We start from the raw sequence: 20,384 nt of genomic DNA, 5'->3' as shown, positions 1-20,384 counted from the left end.
TTCTTGAATTGGGCATTGGGCATTGGGTATTAGGTGTTATTCTTCCCCAATCTCCTGCGGATTTGCCAGTCCAACGCCAGTCGCTCTTGGGGAAACCCCCATGACCGCGCTGACTGCTCTTTGTTGGGACAACAAGACTGGGCTGGCTCACCTACTCCCGTACCCTTCGGGAAGCTACGCTCACGGCGAAGCCTACTTTCCATTCCCTATTAGCTGACGACTGCTAAGATGTCTTTTTCAGACAGCAGTACATATTCTTCGGTGCCAAGCTTGACGTCAGTGCCAGCGTACTTGGAGTACAGCACTTTATCTCCGACCTTAAGGTCTAATTCTTGGCGGCTACCATCATCGTTACGCTTGCCAGGGCCAAGGGCGACAACTTCACCTACTTGGGGTTTTTCCTGAGCATTGTCGGGTAAATACAGACCACCTGCGGTTTTTTCTTCCGGGGCGCTCACTTTTACGAAAACGCGATCGCCTAGGGGTTTAACTGTAGAAACGCTTAAAGTTACGGCTGCCATAAATATTTATTTTCTCCAGAGTTAGCACTCTCAACTCCTGAGTGCTAATTTACCGAACAGCAGCATCTCATGGCAACAATGCCTTAAGTACGGGTTTCCGAACTAGCAAATCGCAGGATTACTTAGGTACAAATACTTGCTTATGTCTATGTTTCCGGATTTGTTCGGGAAGTGACAAATATTTTTATATAGATAAATTTATTTGCAAAGCGGGGAATTTGTTATAGAACTGTAATGAGGGTGCCGCTCGATGAGTAACATTACAGTGATCCAGTGCAGCCGTCAAATCCCTAAAACCACTCAGCCTCTAAACAACCAAGCCTTAAGTAATTGTGTAGAAACGTCAGGACTGGCAAAAATTCAGCCACACAAGCGACACATTTTTTCCTGTGCTGACCAGACAGCAGTTAACTGCTGTTCAAAACAAGTTAGTCTGGAAACTAGGGAGTAATTGAAAAAGCGGCAAATTCAAGAAGCTCAAACTTGAAATTACGCTTTTTACAGTTGTCCCGGTTCCATTGTCAGGACTAAAGCCAATTGCTTGCGAGTTTGTGGTTCTAGACCGATAATGGTTGTCTACCCAGACGGTGCCTGGTATTGCCAAGCCAACTTATAAGTTATTGAGCGGAACATCCCAGAACACTTAATAGGCAGAACGGTGGTGAAAGAATATGCATTTTTAACCCATCTTTTGCCGGAAACGCCCCTACTTGCTTGTGAACATTTGATAGAGGCTTAACATCCGCAGGATATAGTAAAGCAGTAAGTCGATGAAAGTGCGGGTTCTTTGGAAGTTAGGGTCATCTCAAGCCAATACGTAACTTGTGAATCGGAAGGATTATTATTTAATCAGTGTTTTTTCACCCGCCACTTTCAAAGCGATATATAATAACGCATTATAAATACTACTGCTCTACGTATCCTTACCGGAAATTTGCCAATGAGCTGGTAGTCTCACATAAAGTGATCACCACTTTTGAGATAGCCAGAAAGCAGAGGCAAGTTAAGTGGGAACAGGACAACATCTCAACAATCCACCATAGAGGATAACCACTCAAGACCTTGATGGACCGAAGCGCGACAAGTGCCACTGCTATGAAAGAGCCCAGCATGAAAGATCACAAAAGACTTCTACTGATTGATGATGACCCTAACCTCATCTTGCTGGTGAAGGATTACCTGGAATTCAGAGGCTATGAAGTCAACACTGCCGAAAACGGAAGAGAAGCTCTGGAAATTCTTGAACAAGATGTTCCAGACATGATCATCTGTGACGTAATGATGCCGGAAATGGACGGATATACTTTTGTCGAGCAAGTGCGACAAAACGAGCGTACCGGCTGGATTCCCGTTCTCTTCCTATCAGCGAAAGGACAAAGTGCAGACCGAGTTAAAGGTCTGAATAAAGGGGCTGATGTATATATGGTCAAGCCCTTTGAACCAGAAGAACTCGTAGCACAAGTAGAATCTTCGCTGAAGCAAACCATCCGTTGGAAAGAACACCAAGCCAAAGGAGGAGAAAACGGTTCCCGTATTCAGGTTCCCTTCGATGTGCAGTTAACCCCAACCGAACTGAAAGTAGTACAGTTTGTTGCTAGGGGTTTAGCTAACCGGGAAATTGCTGAAGAACTAAACGTCAGTCAGCGCACAGTTGAAAGCCATGTGTCCAATATGTTGGGCAAAACCAATCTCCACAACCGCACTGAACTAGCACGGTGGGCGATTGAAAATCAAATGGCTTAAATAGCTATCAGCCTTCAGTCGTCAGCTTTAAAATGTTTAACTGATTGCTGATAGCTGATAGCCCCATCACAAATCTTCTACTTTGGGAGTAGATTGATCAACATTCTCTCCCGACAGTTCATCTAGGTACGTTCAGGTGGTTTGGATTGAGAACAATTTTTCACAGTTCCAGTGCCAAACATAACTACATCCCATCAAAAATTAGGCGATACAAGGACAGGGTATATTACCAGCCTTAACTACCTTTATTTGTGAGGGTGCCATCTACCATCATCATTCTGGTAACTCTACCATTTCGCGGACATTGCCCCGAACGCCCCCTAAGCCTTGGGCAAATTGGCGGTCTTGATGATGAACTAGCATGGGCATTCCATATTTGGGAACCATCACGATTATTCCCTGACGGTCAATATTTTGCTGTGGCAGGTATTGCAAGCGGTATTGCATCAACAGCATGGCCAAGACAATTTTTATTTCCATCATGGCAAAAGGCGCGCCAATACAGATGCGAGAACCAGCACTGAAAGGGTTGTATTCAAACATCGTAGGTTCATATTTCTCCCAACGTTGCGGATCAAATTTCTCTGGGTTGGGATAAACTTCGGGCAAATGATGAGTATGGTAAATGCTGACGAAAACTTCTGTTCCTTGAGGTAAGTCATAGCCCCCCAAAGCGGTTGGTTGCGATGTTACCCGCGCGTTCCAGGGTACAGGTGGTAAAACGCGCATACTTTCTTTGATGACTCGTTCCAGCAAAGGTAACTGCTGTAAATTTTCAACAGTTGGTGGTTGTCCTTGCAAAACTGTCTCTAATTCATCTAATAAATCAGCAGCTATATCTGGATGTTGTGAAAGCAGAAACAACGTCCAAGTTAGGGCATTAGCACTGGTTTCATGTCCAGCCGCAAAGATGACGCTGACGTGTCCTAAGAGTTCGTCTTCAGTCAGTCCTAAACCGCTTTCAGCATCCCTGGCTTGGATTAACATTGAAAGTACGTCTCCCCCGTCTGTGGCATTGGCTTGCTTACGCCGAATGAGAGTACGCATTTCTTCATCTAGTTGCGCCATTAAAGTCAGCAACCGATGAAAGGGTAGCCCTGGTAAGTCAAATGGGAGGATGGCGATCGCAGGTGAACCAAGTAAAGTACCAATTTTTTGTAATAAGGTGGCACTATTACTGCCCTCTTCACCAATATCCGCGCCAAACAAGGTTTTAGTAGCTACGCGCAAGGTGAGAAGTCGCATAACCTCAGCTATATTCAGAGGTTGATTAATCGGCAATTTTTCGATTACTGATTGGGTAATAGCAACAATGTCGTCACGGTAGGACTCAATACGCTGTTTGTGAAAAGCTGGCATTAATAGCTGGCGGTGCTGACGATGAGTATTACTGTTGACACCAAATAACCCCACGCCAAAATGCTTTAGGGTTTCTGTACGGGTAGAATCATTCCGTTGACGGTACAAGCCGCCAGTCAAGGGAAATTTATAATAAACCTCGTGCTGAGTTGTGACTTCACGCACATTTTCCGCCCCATAAGCAAACACAGTACCAGGACAGTTGGGTTGAGGTGAGTAGAGATTAGTTCCTCCACCTGCTGCTAAGGAGACGACGGAACCATAGGTTTGAAATAAATGACGCGATAAGCCAATGGAGTCTTTAACAAAGCGTACAAGTAAAGCGGTACGTCCAAATATGGGTAGGGGTTGAGGCCCAGGTACGGTCAATTTTGCTTTATTTAGGGTTATTTGCATCGTTTGTTAAACACCAGGAATATCTGCCATGCTAGTTTATTATTCCTGAGGAAAAAATTAAATTTCCTGTTGATTTTTTAGGTTATTTTGACAAATAAACATAATCAGTACTAAACATCTTCGTCATTTAGTATTGTTAAACCTAGGATAGTAGATAAAGCTACTGACAATTTATTTAAATAATTCTCATCCAAATGACCAATAATTCTTAATATTCTTGATTTATCAACAACTCGAATTTGTTCACAAAGCACTACAGAATCTTGACTTAATCCACCTATACCAGCAGGAACAAAAACATGAGATGGTAATATCGCCCGTCTAATTTTTGATGTGAATGGTGCAATGATGGTATGAGGGCTAACGGCGTTTGCCCGATCAATTTGCACAACTACTACAGGTCTTATTCCTGCTTGTTCTGTACCAACCACTGGATTGAGATCGCAAAGAACTATATCCCCACGTTTGATATCTACCAATAAATTTCCCCACGCGCTAAACGTTCTTCATAATCTTCCAAGTTAGATAAATAGTCAGAAAAATCTGATTCAGCCATGTTTAATGATTCACTAAACTGAATCCATAATTCCCAATTATCTCCGCTATATTTAGTTAAAAGAAAGTCAACAAAATCACTTACCTCTTGAACTAAAGATTCCGGCATATTGCGGATTTTAGCAATTGTTTTATCTTGTATATTCATGATGAATATGTATGTTGCAATATATCTATCCTTTATCTATGATAAGCTCTGCTACTTATTGTGAACAAAAAACCCGCTAATGCGGGTTCTGTTTATCTAACTATTAAAATTCTGCGCTTTGGGGTGTGCGGGGGAAGGGGATGACATCGCGGATATTGCCCATACCTGTCATAAATTGTACAAGTCTTTCAAAACCTAAACCAAAGCCAGCGTGAGGGACGGTTCCATAACGACGTAAATCGAGATACCACCACAAGTCTTCTGGTTGCATTCCTTGGGCTAAAATGCGGCGTTCTAAAACTTCTAGGCGTTCTTCTCTTTGAGAACCACCAATGATTTCACCAATTTTAGGGGCGAGAATATCCATTGCGCGGACGGTTTGTTCATCATCACTCAACCGCATATAAAAGGCTTTGATTTGCGCTGGATAATCTGTAAGAATTACTGGCTTTTTAAATAATTGTTCAGCTAGGTAACGTTCGTGTTCTGATTGTAAATCTAACCCCCAACTGACAGGATATTCAAATTTGACATCGGCTTTTTCCAGAAGTTTAATTGCTTCTGTGTAAGTTAAACGTTCAAATTGATTGTTAATGATATTGTCGGCTGTGGCTAAGACTGTATTATCAATGCGTTGATTGAAAAATTCCATGTCCTCTGGGCATTTTTCTAACACATATTGAAATACATACTTGAGGAATGCTTCGGCTAAATCCATATCTCCATTTAAGTCACAGAATGCCATTTCTGGTTCAACCATCCAAAATTCGGCTAGGTGGCGGGAGGTGTTGGAATTTTCGGCGCGAAAGGTAGGGCCGAAGGTGTAGACGTTGGAAAAGGACATAGCCATGACTTCGGCTTCTAACTGTCCGCTAACTGTTAAATATGTGGGTTTACCGAAAAAGTCTTGGCTGTAGTCTATTGCTTGACTATCTGTGCGGGGAATATTTTTCAGATCTAAGCTGGTAACGCTGAATAATTCACCCGCGCCTTCGCAGTCGTTAGCGGTAATTACAGGTGTATGTACCCATAAAAAGCCTCTTTCTTGGAAAAATTGGTGAATAGCAGCAGAACAAGCATTTCTGACGCGGAAAACTGCACCAAAGGAATTAGTCCGCGATCGCAAGTGTCCAATTGTGCGTAAAAATTCAAAAGAATGGCGTTTTTTTTGCAGGGGATAAGTTTCGGGATCAGCTTCCCCGTAGACTTTCACTGTTTGGGCTGTTATTTCAATACGCTGTCCTTTACCTTGGGAAGCTACCAATACCCCATGCACTTCTACAGCCGCACCTGTATTGAGTTTTTTAATAGTAACTTCGTAGTCTGGCAAATCCTGATTAATGACGACTTGCAAATTTGCTAATGATGAACCGTCATTGACTTCTATAAACGCAAATCCTTTTAACTCACGTTTTGTTCTTACCCAACCTTGAATCACCAGGGACTCATCAGGTTGACCACTCCGCAAGATTTCGGCAATTCTTCTATTTTCCATAGTATATAAATTTTATTTCGTCAACTTAGAGAGGACACATATTAAAGAATATTAACAGTTAAGTTAATGCAAAACCCAACTGAGGAATTAACCAACACAGGACTTTAATATCCAGCCTATAATAACGCCCATGCCGCCAAAGCGGACTATTTGCCAAAAAGGTTTCTTCAGACTCCGCCAAGAAAATAACTGGCTTTCTAAGTTTATTTCTAGGACTTCTAACTGCTGTTTGATGTGCTGTAATTCAGCTTTGATTTCCGGGGTTTGATGTTTATTTTGGTTTAATTCGTGGCGACGCTGTTGCCATTGTGCCTGTTGCTGGCGATCGCCTTGTATTTGATGGTACCGTTCCTTTAAGAAGACAAGTGATCGCTCTAAATCCTCTAGTTCTTGCTCAAAATCTGGTTCCTGATTTTCCTCTGGTGAAGGCTGAGATGATTGTTTAGGCGGCTTCATTGACAAGTAGTAAAGTAGAGAGAGATAAATGCAACTTTGCCAATAGTTATGTCTCAACCTACCGAGTCGCTTCAAACCAGTCAATTGAATGAATTTAGCACTCTAGAACTAGCCCAAGCCCTCATGGAAAAGCTAAGTATTTCCCCTAACGATTGGCATCGCCTCAAGTCTAACCGCAATTCTCGCGCTAGTGAACAAGCAGCCGCAGCTCTGTTATATCTTGTCAAAAATCAGCCCCAAGAAGCCATAGTCAGATTAGAACAAGCCGTTGGTTGGTTAGATCGCTCAATTTCTGCACCTCCTTGTCCGAGTCATGGGGATAAGGGAGTGGGGAACTCGGGGCCCCCTCTGGGGATAAGGGGTAATGGGGAGTAGGGAGTGGGGGAAATACTTCCTAACCTCTAATCCCTAACTCCCAGCCCCTAACGTCGTAAAGACAACCGGGGGCGATTTTCCATTTGTTTACAAAGCCTCAATTCTGTGCCTTTGTGGTTCCACTCTACTTGATCGAAAATTTGATGCAGAAGACATAAACCACGCCCGCTTTCTGATTCGTCGGGTGGTAAATAATCTATTGGGTCTTCTTCACTAGCAGGTGTAGTAGGTACAGGTGCAAAACCTTGTCCTTGATCTGATATAACCCACCAATATTTATTATCTATTAAGGAAAAACGGACTACAACTGTTTTACTGGGATCAAGATTATTGCCATGTTTGGCTGCATTTACTAAGGCTTCTTGGAGTCCTAAACGCAGTTCTGCTTGCAATTTTGCAGGAATTTCTGCCAATAATAAATCTAAGATTGGACAAAGGTAAAGAGTTGAGGCAAAACTAATTGTGCCCCAATAGCGTCCAACTGGACGAAGGGAAATGGTAATCACAAGAGAAACCCCGTAGCTTTCAGTTAGCTAGACATCAGTTTGCTTTTACAGGCACCCTGATAAAAGTTGAGGTGGTCATGCTGCCTTCAAACTTGCGTCTTTAGATACTAAATTTTGAAAATGCTATGGAGCATTGACTCTGTTTATGAGGTTAGATTGCTGATACATAAAACGGCTGGGAAGGACTGTTAATGCAGTTAGCAACTAAAAGTGCTGGGCATTTTTTAGAAGAGTATTGGGATACCCTTTTTGTTGCCGATTCGTACTTGAAACAATCTTATTTCATGTTTTTGAGAGTTGATGCAACTTTTAATCTTTGTAACAAAATCGTTTTTATTTTTAGGTTAATTCGATTTTAGCATTTTTAGTATGCACTAGACTACGAATTTGCAATTTGAGTTTTTATCTAGGATTTAGTACCCCTATGCAAATGTGATAGCACAAGAAAGGCGGCAGCTTCCACATGGGCTGTTTGGGGAAAAAAGTCAGCGGGTTGTATCCGTGTAATAGTGTATAGCCCATCTTGGCACAACAATTTCAGGTCACGAGCGAGAGTGGCTACTTTACAACTGACGTAAACAATGCGATTAGGTTGCGATTGCAATAAAGAATCGATAACGGCGCGATCGCATCCTTTACGTGGCGGATCAAGTAACATCACATCTGGTATTGTTCCCATTTTTGGCAGCAAATTCTCTACTGCGCCTACTTGAAATGTCACATTATGAATTTCATTGTGCTGGGCATTGACAATTGCCTGCTTTACAGCTTCTGGTTGGACTTCTAAGCCTGTAGCTTGGCGTACTTGTTTCGCTAAAGGTAAAGTTAATGTCCCAATACCACAATAAGCATCAACTAGCAACTCATGTCCTTGAAGATTGAGTTCTGACTGAATTACTTGTAATAATGCTTCTGCGGTTTCTGTATAAACCTGAAAAAATGTATCTGGACGGACTTGAAATTCTAAACCGGCGAATTGTTCTCGCAGATAAGGAACACCAGCAATGCAACGAGTTTGAGATCCAAAAATAGCATTGGTGCGATCGCTATTACGATTTAATGAAACTCCCACCAACTGAGGATAGCGTTTTAACCATTCCTGGGCTTGGTGATTAATTTCTGGCAAATTCCAGTCCTTAACGACTAAAGTCAACAAAATTTCGCCAGTGCGTCTACCAATGCGTAAACTTAAATGTCTAATCTGTCCTTGATGGCGTTTTTCATCGTAAATTGACCAACCTAGCTGTTGAATGTCTTGTTTAACTTCAGCCAATAAAGGATTTAATCGCACGTCTTGGACTGGACATTGATTCAAGTTAACTAATTGGTGACTACCTTTTTGGTAATAACCAGCTTGTACTTGACCTGTAGCGGACACTCCCAGAGGATAGGTAGCTTTGTTGCGATAACCCAAAGACGAAGCCGCCGTCAGCACCGCATCTACGGGTGGATCGACAAAACCACCAATACGTTGTAAAGCTTGGATAACTTGATTACGTTTAGCAGCCAACTGAAATTCATAATTAATATGTTGCCACTGACAACCACCGCACTTATCAGCCACAATACAACTCGGTCGCACCCGATGAGGAGATGGTTGCAACAGCCGCTGGAGTTTGCCGTGAGCATATTTAGGTTTAACATGTACCAAACGCACCATCGCGCGATCGCCTGGGACAGTATCCGGGACAAACACCACCAGTTCCTCAAAACGCCCCACACCATCACCCGTATCACTCAGGTCTGCGATCGTCAGTTCAATTAATTCACCCTGTTGTTTCATCATTGTCTATTATTCATTAGTCATTGGGAAAATCACTTTCTCTTGTCCCCTTGTCCCCTTGTCCCCTTGTCCCCTTGTCTCCCAACTCCCCACTCCCTAGTCCCAAACATTGCAATTCAATACATCACATCTCATATATCTTTCTTTGTGTACCTCAGACTCGTTAAACTAGCAAATAAATATTTCGCGTAATTGCAATAAATCATGACTGTAATTAGCCAAGTTATTCTTCAAGCCGATGACCAACTGCGTTATCCCAGCAGTGGCGAACTCAAAAGTATCAAGGAATTTTTGCAAACAGGCGTACAACGGACGCGGATTGCTGCGACTTTAGCAGAGAACGAGAAAAAAATTGTTCAGGAAGCCACCAAAAAACTTTGGCAAAAGCGTCCTGATTTTATCGCACCCGGTGGCAATGCTTACGGTGAACGTCAGCGTTCTCTATGTATCCGTGACTTTGGCTGGTATTTGCGCCTGATCACTTATGGTGTACTTGCTGGTGACAAAGATCCAATAGAAAAAATTGGTTTAATCGGTGTCAAAGAAATGTACAATTCCTTGGGTGTCCCCGTACCAGGAATGGTAGAAGCGATCAATTCCTTAAAAACAGCCTCCCTGGACTTATTAAGTGCAGAAGATGCTGCCGAAGCTGCACCCTACTTTGATTACATCATTCAAGCGATGTCTTAATACCCATTGGTGTTGCTTTTAGGAGTGTAATTCCGGTCTACTAGATTAAAATCCATAAGATTTCTAATTTGATCATACTCTCCCCACTTTTGGTAGTGGCTTTGGCAAGCTTTTTGTCGGGTTATTAACCAGTTGTGGGGAAACTTTATTTGCCCATCCATCGACATAACAAAAAACCGACAGCTTAAATCAAGACTGTCGGTGATTAGTGTGTTCCCTATTAATGACTCGGCTAGAGTTCAGTAATAATCTATTATTGCAAATCGGGAATTGAGGTATAAAGATCATAATCATCACTGGCAGTGATTTTTGTCACTTAATTTTTACCATTAATCTGCATCTACTGACGGAAATATATTTGGCTATGGGGTATAGATAGATAGAGACAAATTTTATCGAAACACTAGCCCATCTGAGGGAAAATGTCTATTCGTTTTGTTCATATTGTATCAGCAACTATCCTGCTATTAACATCCTGGGGTTGCACAGCAACACAATCCAACCAAACTTCTCCAGGTAATAGCATTGGAGCTACACCTACTCCTATTCAAAGTAGTTATAACTCTAAAAGCGGCAGACCTGAAACCAAAACTGCCACAATTAGTATTGAAGGGGAAGAAACTCCTATTAATCTGAGGCTTTACCAGGAATACAGCCAGTTATTTACTACCTACTATCCTGACGAAGATTTTATCAGCGAAGGGGTTAGTTCTGGTGAAGGTACAGGGGTCAGGTTTATTAGCAATTTCGACGGTAACAAAAATGAGGATGCTTATGTCAGCTTTTCCTTCCTCAACAGTTTTCAAACTCTAGAACAGCTAAGAAACTTTGTGAATGGAGCATCTGGACTCATAGCATCTAATGGATGGCAAATTGTCAACCAAACGCAAGATGCTTCTTACCCTTGGTCTCAAGAACAAATTGTTTTCCGCAAAGGGCAAGATATAACAGGAGTTATTTATCTTGGGCAACAAAATGGCAAAGTTTTCTATGCAGTTACCCATTATCCCCTGGAATACGGTGATGGATTTGCACCAAGAGCCGACTTTATTTTACAAAACCTGCAAGTTAGTGAATAGAGGTTAGAGGTTAGAGGTTAGAGGTTAGAGGTTAGAGGTTAGGAAATATTATCCCCTGTACCCTGCCTCTTCTTCCCAGTCCTCAATCCCTAGTACATGGTCGTTAATTTGAGTAATTAAATCGATACAATAAGGCTCTGTACTCGTTGGTGCATTATTTCCATGACCGCCACATCCTCTACACCTTTTTCTCCCCAAGAAATCGCTGCCGAAGGTCTTAAACCAGAAGAATATGCAGAAATTGTTCGCCGGTTAGGACGTCATCCCAACAAAGCCGAACTGGGAATGTTTGGGGTGATGTGGTCAGAGCATTGCTGTTATAAAAATTCACGACCTTTGCTCAAACAGTTTCCTACCACAGGCCCCCGCATTCTGGTTGGCCCCGGTGAAAACGCTGGGGTTGTAGATTTAGGTGACGGACTGCAACTGGCATTTAAGATTGAATCCCATAACCATCCCTCAGCTGTGGAACCTTTCCAAGGAGCCGCTACAGGTGTAGGAGGTATTCTTAGAGATATCTTTACAATGGGTGCGCGTCCCATTGCTTTATTAAACTCATTACGTTTTGGTTCCCTAGAAGATCCAAAAACCCAACGTTTATTTACTGGTGTTGTGGCTGGTATCAGTCACTATGGTAACTGTGTAGGAGTGCCTACCGTCGGCGGTGAAGTTTACTTTGACCCGGCTTACGCAGGAAATCCGTTGGTGAATGTTATGGCACTAGGTTTGATGGAAACACCAGAAATCGTCAAATCTGGGGCATCTGGTTTAGGTAACCCTGTACTGTATGTTGGTTCTACCACTGGACGTGATGGCATGGGAGGGGCCAGTTTTGCTAGTGCAGAATTAAGTGATAAATCAGTAGATGACCGCCCGGCTGTGCAAGTAGGCGACCCATTTTTGGAAAAGTCTTTGATTGAAGCTTGCCTCGAAGCATTTAAGACTGGGGCAGTTGTTGCTGCCCAGGATATGGGTGCAGCGGGGATCACTTGTTCTACATCGGAAATGGCAGCCAAGGGTGGTGTGGGTATTGAACTGGATTTAGATAAAATTCCTGTGCGAGAAACAGGGATGGTTCCTTATGAATACCTACTTTCCGAATCCCAAGAACGAATGCTGTTTGTCGCCCACAAGGGACGTGAACAAGAGCTAATTGATATTTTCCATCGTTGGGGACTTCAGGCTGTGGTTGCGGGGACAGTAATTGCTGAACCCATTGTGCGGATTCTTTTCCAAGGTGGAGTAGCAGCAGAAATTCCCGCTGAGGCGTTGGCAGAAAATACTCCACTTTATGAGCGGGAGTTATTGACAGAACCACCAGAATATGCACGTATAGCTTGGCAATGGACACCTGATTGTTTGCCTCCTTGTACAACTACTGGCATTGAAGTTCAAGGACGCCTGCAATCTTGGAGTGATATTCTGTTAACCTTGCTGGACACACCCACGATCGCCTCGAAAAGCTGGGTGTATCGTCAGTATGATCATCAAGTGCAGAACAACACCGTTATTTTGCCTGGTGGTGCTGATGCTGCTGTAGTGCGCCTACGTCCCTTGGAAGGTGAAACAGGGAAAACACCTAATTACCAAAGCGGTGTGGCGGCTACTGTAGACTGTAATCCTCGCTATGTTTATCTTGACCCCTATGAGGGAGCTAAGGCAGTGGTGGCAGAAGCAGCCCGCAATCTTAGCTGTGTGGGTGCAGAACCTCTAGCGGTGACAGATAACCTCAATTTTGGCAGTCCAGAAAAACCCATTGGTTATTGGCAATTAGCAGAAGCTTGTCGGGGTTTGGCCCAAGGGTGTCGAGAATTAGAAACACCAGTTACAGGCGGAAATGTCTCTTTATACAACGAAACCTTAGATTCCCAAGGTAACCCGCAACCCATTTATCCTACCCCTGTGGTAGGGATGATAGGGTTGATTCCCGATTTAAGTAAAATTTGTGGTCAAGCTTGGCAAGCAGCAGGCGATGTCATTTATCTGCTGGGATTACCTTTGACATCTCCCGTTAGCTTGGGAGGATCGGAATATTTAGCTACTATCCACAACACTGTAGCCGGAAAACCACCACGGGTAGATTTTGACTTAGAACGCCGTGTGCAGCAAGTTTGTCGCGGGGGCATTCGTGCGGGTTGGATACGTTCAGCCCATGATTGTGCTGAGGGAGGAATAGCCGTTGCCATAGCAGAATGTTGTATTGCTGGCAACCTGGGTGCCCGAATAAATTTAGAAATTCTCAGTACACAATCACAACGACTAGATCAAATCCTCTTCGGTGAAGGCGGGGCCAGAATTTTAGTTTCTGTCACATCCACAGACCAGGAAATTTGGGAATCCTACTTACAGGAACATCTGGATCAAAAATGGCAAAAAATAGGTACAGTTGGTAATTCTGACAGTTCTGAGGTAAGTTTGGGGGTTTTAACCACTGATAACCAAACCTTAATCAAGGTTAGTATTGAACATATGCAGGATCGCTACTCACAGGCGATCGCTAAACGTCTCGTAACCAACGCAAATACCCCTAGTTAATTAATTTGAATCCCCTACCCCTGGATGATTAACGTCTCTGAGCCTAATTACGGTACTGTTTTAATAAGTGGTTAAAGATTTATTAAGAAATCTGCAACTATCCAGAGACATAATCCCAGTGACTTGACACCCAAACCAGGAGCAAAGCTAGCATGATTCCCATCCATCCCGTCACTCCGGATGAATACCCCAATCAAACTGACAACCCAATTCATAGTCATGAACATCGTTCTGACAAGCCCGAAGAAGCTTGCGGTGTTTTTGGCATCTACGCACCAGAAGAAGATGTTGCTAAACTGACCTACTTTGGATTGTATGCCCTCCAGCACCGGGGTCAAGAATCAGCTGGCATTGCCACTTTTGAGGGTGCAAAAGTCCATCTGCATAAAGACATGGGTTTAGTGTCTCAAGTCTTTAATGAAACCGTTTTGGATCAGTTACCCGGTAACTTAGCTGTTGGTCACACTCGTTATTCCACTACCGGTTCTAGCCGCAAAGCTAATGCCCAACCCGCTGTGGTTGAAACCCGCTTAGGTTCATTAGGGTTAGCACACAATGGTAATTTAGTCAACACTGTGCAATTGCGAGCAGAATTACTCCAAACCAAAGCTAATTTAATCACAACCACCGATTCAGAAATGATCGCCTTTGCGATCGCCGAAGCCATCAACGCTGGTGCAGATTGGCTAGAAGGTTCAATTCAGGCATTTAAACGCTGCCAAGGCGCGTTCAGTTTAGTTATTGGTACTCCCGATGGCGTCATGGGTGTGCGTGACCCCAATGGCATCCGTCCCTTAGTTATTGGCACATTACCCGGTAATCCCATTCGTTACGTCTTGGCTTCGGAAACTTGTGGTTTAGATATTATTGGTGCCGAATACCTCCGCGACGTAGAACCAGGCGAGTTAGTATGGATTACTGAAGAAGGTTTGGCTTCTTACCATTGGAGTGAACAGCCGCAGCGTAAGTTGTGTATCTTTGAGATGATTTACTTTGCCCGTCCCGATAGCGTCATGCACAACGAAAGTTTATACAGCTATCGAATGCGGTTAGGGCGACAAATTGCCCTCGAATCAGCCGTGGATGCGGATATTGTTTTTGGTGTCCCTGATTCTGGCATACCTGCTGCCATTGGCTTTTCCCAAGCCTCTGGCGTACCCTACGCCGAGGGACTAATTAAAAATCGCTATGTAGGGCGAACCTTTATTCAGCCAACACAATCCATGCGCGAGACGGGGATTCGCATGAAACTTAACCCCCTGAAAGATGTGCTAGTGGGTAAACGAGTGATTATTGTGGATGACTCAATTGTCCGGGGTACAACCAGCCGGAAACTAGTAAAAGCCTTGCGGGATGCGGGTGCAGCAGAAGTACACATGCGAATTTCTTCCCCACCTGTGACTCATCCTTGCTTTTACGGCATCGACACCGACACCCAGGATCAGCTCATTGCTGCCACCAAATCAGTAGCAGAAATTGCCCAGCAGTTGGAAGTAGATAGCCTCGCCTATCTCAGTTGGGAAGGAATGCTTGAGGCTACAGGTGAAGACACCAATAGTTTCTGTTCAGCTTGCTTTACAGGCGATTATCCGGTGGCTATTCCTGAGCAGGTGAAGCGTTCTAAGTTGATTTTGGAAAAGGTCGTGGTTTAGGGACTGGAAACTGGGGAAATCGGGCCCCCTCTGGAGATAAGGGGCAATGGGGACTGGGGTGCAGAAATTTTTCAATGCCCCATGTCCACCCAGGCTAGAATTAATCAATCAAATAGTCATCAGGATTAATATCCAACACAATAAAAATTAGGGATAAAAATCAATATCGAAAATTTCGCTTTGAGAAAAAGGACAAATTTCCGGAAAAGTATCAATGGCTAATTGAGTTTCCCGACAAGCTGATTTTCTAGCCAGTTGATAATATTTATCAAATACTGTAGCTAAATAATTTTTTTCTAAACTAGGACTGTCTTCAAATATTAATAAGATTTGACGGCGTTGCTCATCAATAGTTGATAACCAACTATAAGACTGCTTTTCAGATTGATATTTCCATTTGAGTAAGTACATTAGTAAAATGATTAATCGATTTTGTAATTCTCGTTTATCACTTTTACCCATTGTTTCAATTTCTTCAATGAGATGCACCAAGTCTAATTGATGAAATTCTTTGTTATGTAACTGCTGTAAGGTGGCATCTATCCACAGTTGATAATCAGTATTATAGAGCGTTGCTTTTGACTCTGATTGCATAATCAATTCCTCGGACTTTAGTTATGTTGCATAAACTCAACTTTGGGTAATAAAGGATCTGTCACAATACCCACACCACTAAAACCCCAACGTTTAAGCAAGTTTCCTAACTGTGTACCGGGAATAGATTCCACGGCAAAGCGATTAGCTACCTCGGCTGCATGAGTGTTGAGATAGCTTAAGGCATCAAAATGTTCACGAAATAGTAATAGATAACCCGATGATTCGGCATCAGGACGGGCTATGAGATAACGACCATCAGTAGGCGATCGCACTAAATAAAAAATTTCAGATAACATACTCAATTAAGATTCTAGACGAATCCGGGGGTCGGCTACTTTAAGCAATAAGTCTGCTAGCAAGTTACCTATGTTCAGCAGTACTGCACTCATCACTAGGCTGGCCATAACTAAATACTGGTCTTTAGCTATTACTGCCTGTAAAGTCAATCTCCCTAAGCCGGGCCAGTTAAAGAATTGTTCGGCAATAAATGCCCCACCTAACAAACCAGCTAACTCAAAGCCTAACAAAGTAATTAGGGGGTTGATGGCATTACGGAGAGCATGAACGTAAATTACCCGATTTTCTGATAGTCCTTTGGCACGAGCTGTCTGGATGTAATCTTGACGCAGAACATCTAACAATTCACCGCGTGTGATTCTTTGTAAACCCGCAAAGCTAGTGATACTCAAGGCAATAGTCGGTAAAATCATGTGCCAGCCGACATCGATTATTTTACCGAACCAGGAGAAATCAGCATGATTAATGCTAGTCATGCCACCCACCGGAAATAAAGGCGAGGTGATTTGGGCAAATATCAGTAAAAACAGGGCAGTGATGAAGCTGGGAAATCCTTGTCCTGTGTAGCTAATTACCTGTAGAATCCGGTCAGTAGCTTTATTTTGCTTGACGGCGGCTAGAATCCCAAAAGGAATTGCTATTGACCAGGTAAGGAATAAAGAAGATATCGCTAAGAGCAAGGTGGCGGGAACTCTCTCCCACAACAAAGAAGAAACCGAGCGTTGATAAACAAAACTGGTACCAAAATCTCCCTGTGTAAAGATTCGCCACAGCCATAACCCAAACTGTTCTGGCCAAGATTTATCTAAACCAAACTGCTGTCTTAGTTCCTCAATTCTTTCTGGAGAAATTCTCGGGTTTTGCCGCAGGGTATCGATATAATCCCCTGGAGACAATTTCATGATGAAAAACGACAGCGCCGTTGCCAACAATAAGGTGAACAGTGCTTGTAATACCCGCTTGACTACATAAGCAAAAGTCTCGTTGGCGAATAGCCTAATTAGCCAATCCCAAGCTGTCTCCAATTGAATTTTCGTATAAGTCATGGCAGTTTAGTCGTTGGTCATTGGTTCTTGGTCATTAGTCATTGGTTGCGAAAAGAATGACTAATACTCAATTAGGGAAATAATCGGCACATCTGGGAGATTTTTTCGTCCTTGTAAATCCCGTAGCTCGATAATAAACCCAAATCCTACAAGTTCGCAGCCAATCTTTTGCACTAGCTTTGCTGTTGCACTGGCTGTGCCACCTGTAGCAATTAAATCGTCCACAATTAAAACACGGCTATCTGGCTGCAAAGCATCTTGATGCATTTCTAAACAATCTGTACCATACTCTAGTTCATATTCAATGGAGTGAACTGCTGCTGGTAGCTTCCCCGGTTTACGGACAGGAATAAAACCAGCCCCTAATTGATAAGCTAGCGGAGGCCCAAAAATAAACCCCCTTGACTCCATGCCCACAACATAATCTGCTTGCAGCCCAGATTGAATGCATTTTTCTGTAAAAAAGTCAATAGTATGTCGCAATCCGTCTGGATCGCGCAGTAAAGTAGTTATATCCCGAAATAAAATTCCGGGTTTGGGGAAATCTGGGATATCACGAATGAGAGACTTTAAATCCATAAATTATGAGGGAGTGGGGGGTGGGGAGTAGAGAGTAGAGAGTAGAGAGTAGGGAGTGGGGAGTCGGGAAATGGGGGGAGATGTATTTAGCACAAGCTGAAAGTATTTCCCCAGTAACCAGTACCCAGTCCTCAGTACCTGAAAAATCGTACACTATAATGTCATACGCTTGGGCTAAAGGTGCCTAGTTTGTACATCCATTGACGATACTTAGAATCTACACCAAGCTAAAGATATGCTGGTAATTACAAAATAGGAGAATAAAGTTATGTTTTGAAAGTTGAATTTAACTATTGGGAAACCTGTGAGTAGAACAACTAAGTGATGTAAAGATCAGGTAGACTTGCTACTGTTACAGGTCTAATTTTCTTATTTGGCTACTTATCTTAAATTAGTTGTACTAGTTTTATTTAGTTTGTTAGAACCGCACAAGGTATTTTAGAGAATGAATGTCTCCGCCAGCTTAACGCCGTTCAATAGTCCAACGCCCCCCTCAGTGCCGATGATTCTGGACACTTTACCAGACCCTGCGATCTCATCACAGGGTTGTCCCCCTAGAACCCGGTTGCAAGTTGATCTCATTTTACTGGCGATTGAAGCTTTAGAGCTAGGTGGTTCTGAAGCCATTCTGGCTTTTGCTGAAGAATTGGAATTGCAGGGAATTATTAAAAATCGGGTAAATTTATGGCGGATGCGTAGCTCGAATCCTATGCGAAGAGCGCATATCCGTCGTCCCTTGACCATCATGGAAGCAAAAGCTTTGGTGGTAATTGCCTGCTATATAGCGCGGCGGTTAACAGTTGTCATTCGTCAGATGTTGATGTTATATCAACAAATGAGTGAAAAGCAGATCCCACTAGAACAGAATTTGCGGCTATCTAATTATCTAGAGCGGTTTCGCGTACATTTTAAAAGTCGGATGAATGCTCGACGTTCTAACGTACTGGCATTAACTTCTGATGAAAAATTAGATGAGCTAGCAATGAATTTATTGGGACAATTATTATTTTGTACTGGCACAGCTGGAATGCAGCGATTTTGGATCAGTCTTTTTGACGGTGAAGTAGAATGAATATCCAACGTAAATACAGTCTACCTAATTGTACGTTGCTGTTAGAGGGTTTAAGTGATGCATCAAGGGCGACAAACTATCAAGAAATGCGTCCAGAATTATCAATATTGGTAAATGCAGAATGCTATATAAATGGCTATAATCAGCCTCTTGTGGGAGGGCGGGAATTTTTTGAAAGTTTGGTGAGGGCGGTTAGTGGCTATGCTCAAGAATTTTTGAGTAATGTCTCAAATCCACAGGCGCACAATCAAGAATCAGAATTAGTTGAAGTCCAAAAAATTAGCACTAACCAACACAGGTTAATAGTGCATTCTGAGGTCACTTCTGAGGGTTTTGAGTCTAACCCTAACTATAATAAACCGCCTACGCAAATAGACTTGAACACGGTGCAATTATTTGATCTAGTTGAAGCTGTAGATCAGTTTTTTGCGGACACCCAAACTCTACCAGAGTTGTCCCTAGAATTACAACCAGTTGCTAGACGTTACGGCAGTGGTAACCAAGCATTGCTCAAACAAGCAGTACCAGCGAGCATAGGGATTTCTAGTGTAGCAGTGGCCGCGATCGCCTTTAGTTTGATTCCCGCACCAGAAATGCGCCCACCAGAAACAAAGCCAGAGGAGCAAACTAGTACGACAGCACCCAGTTCTAATGCTGCTGCACCCACTCCCACATCATCAGAAGTAGCAAATCCAGCACCAACTCCGACTCCTATTAATGTAGCTAGTCCTACACCGGCTCCCACAACAGCACCAGCACCTACAGTTACAGATTTAGAAGCACTTTTAAATACAGTTACAGAAATTACTGATCCATCCCAACTACGCGCCTTAAATCGCCAAGTTTATAACCAAATTAATCCCACTTGGACTGAGCGCTCAGATGTTACACAAGATTTAGTTTATCGTTTGGGTGTAGCCGCAGATGGTGCGATCGTTGGTTATAAAGCGGTGAATCAAGGAGCAAACGAAGACATCGAGTTAACTCCCTTGCCTAACTTGCTTTACAATCCAGCTAACCGTTCTCCCATTAACAATGAACCCATAGCCCAGTTTAAAGTAGTATTTACTAACAAAGGGGTGCTAGAAGTTAGTCCTTGGCGGGGATATGCCAGAACACCAGATGTAATTGGTGCTAGGATTGCAGCCCCTAACGAAATTAAAACTTTAAATCAAACACTTTATGATAATGTGCGTAAAAACTGGAGTGGTACCCCTAGTTTTACGCAAGATTTAAGGTATCGTGTGGCAGTAAACAAAGATGGCATGATTGCCGACTATGAACCCCTTAACCAAGTTGCTTTTGACTATTTTCGAGAAACACCCCTACCTAATATGTTTCAAGAAATTTACGGTTCAAATGTAGCTGCACCTAATAACAAAGACCCTATGGCACATTTTCAAGTGATATTTAAACCTAGTGGTTCATTAGAAGTTACTCCTTGGCAGGGGTATCAGTGATTGGGGAACTCGGGGCAAAAGGGGGACAAGGGGACAAGGG

Annotated in this window: 21 protein-coding genes; 8 read left to right on the top strand and 13 right to left on the bottom strand. The window is 43.0% G+C overall.

The window, feature by feature from the left end; all coding sequences use genetic code 11:
• Positions 1–29: 29 nt before the first annotated feature.
• Both ACM0OS_RS12460 and groES read right to left on the bottom strand, forming a co-directional pair.
• The gene (locus ACM0OS_RS12460; protein ID WP_414543504.1) at positions 30–203 is read right to left on the bottom strand and encodes a hypothetical protein; all 174 of its coding nucleotides are present in this window, start codon (positions 201–203) and stop codon (positions 30–32) included.
• A 6-nt stretch (positions 204–209) separates the two neighbouring features.
• On the bottom strand, positions 210–521 hold the full coding sequence (gene groES, locus ACM0OS_RS12455) for a co-chaperone GroES (RefSeq protein WP_414543503.1): 312 nt from the start codon (positions 519–521) through the stop codon (positions 210–212).
• A gap of 1,065 nt (positions 522–1,586) precedes the next feature.
• Between groES and ACM0OS_RS12450 the strand changes: the two genes are divergently transcribed.
• Positions 1,587–2,264 (top strand): response regulator transcription factor, encoded by a 678-nt coding sequence (locus tag ACM0OS_RS12450; protein ID WP_414543502.1) that lies wholly within the window; start codon positions 1,587–1,589, stop codon positions 2,262–2,264.
• Positions 2,265–2,537: 273 nt separating this feature from the next.
• Here ACM0OS_RS12450 and ACM0OS_RS12445 read toward each other — a convergent pair whose 3' ends face one another.
• The 5 genes from ACM0OS_RS12445 to ACM0OS_RS12425 form a co-directional block, all read right to left on the bottom strand.
• On the bottom strand, positions 2,538–4,019 hold the full coding sequence (locus ACM0OS_RS12445; RefSeq protein ID WP_414543501.1) for a cytochrome P450: 1,482 nt from the start codon (positions 4,017–4,019) through the stop codon (positions 2,538–2,540).
• Positions 4,020–4,129: 110 nt separating this feature from the next.
• Positions 4,130–4,498 (bottom strand): type II toxin-antitoxin system PemK/MazF family toxin, encoded by a 369-nt coding sequence (locus tag ACM0OS_RS12440; protein WP_414543500.1) that lies wholly within the window; start codon positions 4,496–4,498, stop codon positions 4,130–4,132.
• Positions 4,492–4,722 carry a DUF2281 domain-containing protein gene (locus ACM0OS_RS12435; RefSeq protein WP_414543499.1) on the bottom strand — a complete coding sequence of 77 codons (231 nt, stop codon included), beginning with the start codon at positions 4,720–4,722 and terminating at the stop codon, positions 4,492–4,494. The genes ACM0OS_RS12440 and ACM0OS_RS12435 overlap by 7 nt, the downstream gene beginning before the upstream one ends.
• A 103-nt stretch (positions 4,723–4,825) precedes the next feature.
• Positions 4,826–6,217, bottom strand: a complete 1,392-nt coding sequence (gene asnS, locus ACM0OS_RS12430) for an asparagine--tRNA ligase (RefSeq protein WP_414543498.1) — start codon at positions 6,215–6,217, stop codon at positions 4,826–4,828.
• Positions 6,218–6,304: 87 nt separating this feature from the next.
• Positions 6,305–6,673, bottom strand: coding sequence for a hypothetical protein (locus ACM0OS_RS12425; protein WP_414543497.1), 369 nt, complete (start codon positions 6,671–6,673; stop codon positions 6,305–6,307).
• Between the two features lie 48 nt (positions 6,674–6,721).
• Here ACM0OS_RS12425 and ACM0OS_RS12420 point away from each other — a divergent pair, with 48 nt between their 5' ends.
• Positions 6,722–7,048: a DUF6439 family protein gene (locus ACM0OS_RS12420; RefSeq protein ID WP_414543496.1), complete on the top strand. Its 327-nt coding sequence runs from the start codon at positions 6,722–6,724 to the stop codon at positions 7,046–7,048.
• Positions 7,049–7,095: 47 nt separating this feature from the next.
• On the opposite strand, the gene ACM0OS_RS12415 is transcribed toward ACM0OS_RS12420, so the two are convergent.
• Both ACM0OS_RS12415 and rlmD read right to left on the bottom strand, forming a co-directional pair.
• Positions 7,096–7,554 (bottom strand): ATP-binding protein, encoded by a 459-nt coding sequence (locus tag ACM0OS_RS12415; protein ID WP_414543495.1) that lies wholly within the window; start codon positions 7,552–7,554, stop codon positions 7,096–7,098.
• Between the two features lie 406 nt (positions 7,555–7,960).
• Entirely contained in the window at positions 7,961–9,340 is a 1,380-nt protein-coding gene (gene rlmD, locus ACM0OS_RS12410; protein ID WP_414543494.1) for a 23S rRNA (uracil(1939)-C(5))-methyltransferase RlmD, read from the bottom strand.
• Between the two features lie 201 nt (positions 9,341–9,541).
• On the opposite strand from rlmD, the gene ACM0OS_RS12405 reads away from it, so the two are divergent.
• The 4 genes from ACM0OS_RS12405 (at position 9,542) to purF (ending at position 15,293) form a co-directional block, all read left to right on the top strand.
• Positions 9,542–10,027, top strand: a complete 486-nt coding sequence (locus tag ACM0OS_RS12405) for an allophycocyanin (protein WP_414543493.1) — start codon at positions 9,542–9,544, stop codon at positions 10,025–10,027.
• A 422-nt stretch (positions 10,028–10,449) separates the two neighbouring features.
• Positions 10,450–11,106, top strand: coding sequence for a hypothetical protein (locus ACM0OS_RS12400; RefSeq protein WP_414543492.1), 657 nt, complete (start codon positions 10,450–10,452; stop codon positions 11,104–11,106).
• A 162-nt stretch (positions 11,107–11,268) separates the two neighbouring features.
• Positions 11,269–13,641 (top strand): phosphoribosylformylglycinamidine synthase subunit PurL, encoded by a 2,373-nt coding sequence (purL, locus tag ACM0OS_RS12395; RefSeq protein WP_414543491.1) that lies wholly within the window; start codon positions 11,269–11,271, stop codon positions 13,639–13,641.
• A 152-nt stretch (positions 13,642–13,793) separates the two neighbouring features.
• On the top strand, positions 13,794–15,293 hold the full coding sequence (gene purF / locus ACM0OS_RS12390) for an amidophosphoribosyltransferase (RefSeq protein WP_414543490.1): 1,500 nt from the start codon (positions 13,794–13,796) through the stop codon (positions 15,291–15,293).
• A gap of 147 nt (positions 15,294–15,440) precedes the next feature.
• Here the strand turns inward: purF and ACM0OS_RS12385 are convergent, their stop codons facing one another.
• From ACM0OS_RS12385 to ACM0OS_RS12370, 4 genes are read right to left on the bottom strand one after another with little or no spacing between them, the layout of a single operon-like run.
• The gene (locus tag ACM0OS_RS12385; RefSeq protein WP_414543489.1) at positions 15,441–15,887 is read right to left on the bottom strand and encodes a DUF29 domain-containing protein; all 447 of its coding nucleotides are present in this window, start codon (positions 15,885–15,887) and stop codon (positions 15,441–15,443) included.
• Between the two features lie 17 nt (positions 15,888–15,904).
• Positions 15,905–16,186: a hypothetical protein gene (locus ACM0OS_RS12380; RefSeq protein ID WP_414543488.1), complete on the bottom strand. Its 282-nt coding sequence runs from the start codon at positions 16,184–16,186 to the stop codon at positions 15,905–15,907.
• A 6-nt stretch (positions 16,187–16,192) separates the two neighbouring features.
• A complete protein-coding gene (locus tag ACM0OS_RS12375) occupies positions 16,193–17,233 on the bottom strand; it encodes an ABC transporter permease (RefSeq protein ID WP_414543487.1) in 1,041 nt (346 codons plus the stop codon).
• Positions 17,234–17,293: 60 nt separating this feature from the next.
• Positions 17,294–17,812, bottom strand: coding sequence for an adenine phosphoribosyltransferase (locus ACM0OS_RS12370; RefSeq protein WP_414543486.1), 519 nt, complete (start codon positions 17,810–17,812; stop codon positions 17,294–17,296).
• A gap of 445 nt (positions 17,813–18,257) precedes the next feature.
• Between ACM0OS_RS12370 and ACM0OS_RS12365 the strand changes: the two genes are divergently transcribed.
• Both ACM0OS_RS12365 and ACM0OS_RS12360 read left to right on the top strand, forming a co-directional pair.
• Positions 18,258–18,884 (top strand): DUF3038 domain-containing protein, encoded by a 627-nt coding sequence (locus ACM0OS_RS12365; protein ID WP_414543485.1) that lies wholly within the window; start codon positions 18,258–18,260, stop codon positions 18,882–18,884.
• Positions 18,881–20,344 (top strand): DUF4335 domain-containing protein, encoded by a 1,464-nt coding sequence (locus ACM0OS_RS12360; RefSeq protein ID WP_414543484.1) that lies wholly within the window; start codon positions 18,881–18,883, stop codon positions 20,342–20,344. Before ACM0OS_RS12365 ends, ACM0OS_RS12360 begins: the two co-directional genes overlap by 4 nt.
• Positions 20,345–20,384: the final 40 nt, after the last annotated feature.

It is taken from the genome of Nostoc sp. CCY0012 (assembly GCF_963920855.1).
Classification (GTDB): Bacteria; Cyanobacteriota; Cyanobacteriia; order Cyanobacteriales; family Nostocaceae; genus Cyanocohniella.
Note: the sequence above shows the minus strand (reverse complement) of the source record. Positions and strands in the feature narration are given on the sequence as shown.

Coding starts and splice junctions, on each gene's coding strand:
- ACM0OS_RS12360 (WP_414543484.1), top strand. CDS start 18,881: ATGAATATCCAACGTAAATACAGTCTACCTAATTGTACGTTGCTGTTA.
- ACM0OS_RS12445 (WP_414543501.1), bottom strand. CDS start 4,019: ATGCAAATAACCCTAAATAAAGCAAAATTGACCGTACCTGGGCCTCAA.
- ACM0OS_RS12385 (WP_414543489.1), bottom strand. CDS start 15,887: ATGCAATCAGAGTCAAAAGCAACGCTCTATAATACTGATTATCAACTG.
- ACM0OS_RS12370 (WP_414543486.1), bottom strand. CDS start 17,812: ATGGATTTAAAGTCTCTCATTCGTGATATCCCAGATTTCCCCAAACCC.
- asnS (WP_414543498.1), bottom strand. CDS start 6,217: ATGGAAAATAGAAGAATTGCCGAAATCTTGCGGAGTGGTCAACCTGAT.
- ACM0OS_RS12460 (WP_414543504.1), bottom strand. CDS start 203: ATGGAAAGTAGGCTTCGCCGTGAGCGTAGCTTCCCGAAGGGTACGGGA.
- ACM0OS_RS12375 (WP_414543487.1), bottom strand. CDS start 17,233: ATGACTTATACGAAAATTCAATTGGAGACAGCTTGGGATTGGCTAATT.
- purL (WP_414543491.1), top strand. CDS start 11,269: ATGACCGCCACATCCTCTACACCTTTTTCTCCCCAAGAAATCGCTGCC.
- purF (WP_414543490.1), top strand. CDS start 13,794: ATGATTCCCATCCATCCCGTCACTCCGGATGAATACCCCAATCAAACT.
- ACM0OS_RS12450 (WP_414543502.1), top strand. CDS start 1,587: ATGGACCGAAGCGCGACAAGTGCCACTGCTATGAAAGAGCCCAGCATG.
- ACM0OS_RS12435 (WP_414543499.1), bottom strand. CDS start 4,722: ATGAATATACAAGATAAAACAATTGCTAAAATCCGCAATATGCCGGAA.
- ACM0OS_RS12400 (WP_414543492.1), top strand. CDS start 10,450: ATGTCTATTCGTTTTGTTCATATTGTATCAGCAACTATCCTGCTATTA.
- rlmD (WP_414543494.1), bottom strand. CDS start 9,340: ATGATGAAACAACAGGGTGAATTAATTGAACTGACGATCGCAGACCTG.
- ACM0OS_RS12365 (WP_414543485.1), top strand. CDS start 18,258: ATGAATGTCTCCGCCAGCTTAACGCCGTTCAATAGTCCAACGCCCCCC.
- ACM0OS_RS12425 (WP_414543497.1), bottom strand. CDS start 6,673: ATGAAGCCGCCTAAACAATCATCTCAGCCTTCACCAGAGGAAAATCAG.
- ACM0OS_RS12380 (WP_414543488.1), bottom strand. CDS start 16,186: ATGTTATCTGAAATTTTTTATTTAGTGCGATCGCCTACTGATGGTCGT.
- ACM0OS_RS12405 (WP_414543493.1), top strand. CDS start 9,542: ATGACTGTAATTAGCCAAGTTATTCTTCAAGCCGATGACCAACTGCGT.
- groES (WP_414543503.1), bottom strand. CDS start 521: ATGGCAGCCGTAACTTTAAGCGTTTCTACAGTTAAACCCCTAGGCGAT.
- ACM0OS_RS12420 (WP_414543496.1), top strand. CDS start 6,722: ATGTCTCAACCTACCGAGTCGCTTCAAACCAGTCAATTGAATGAATTT.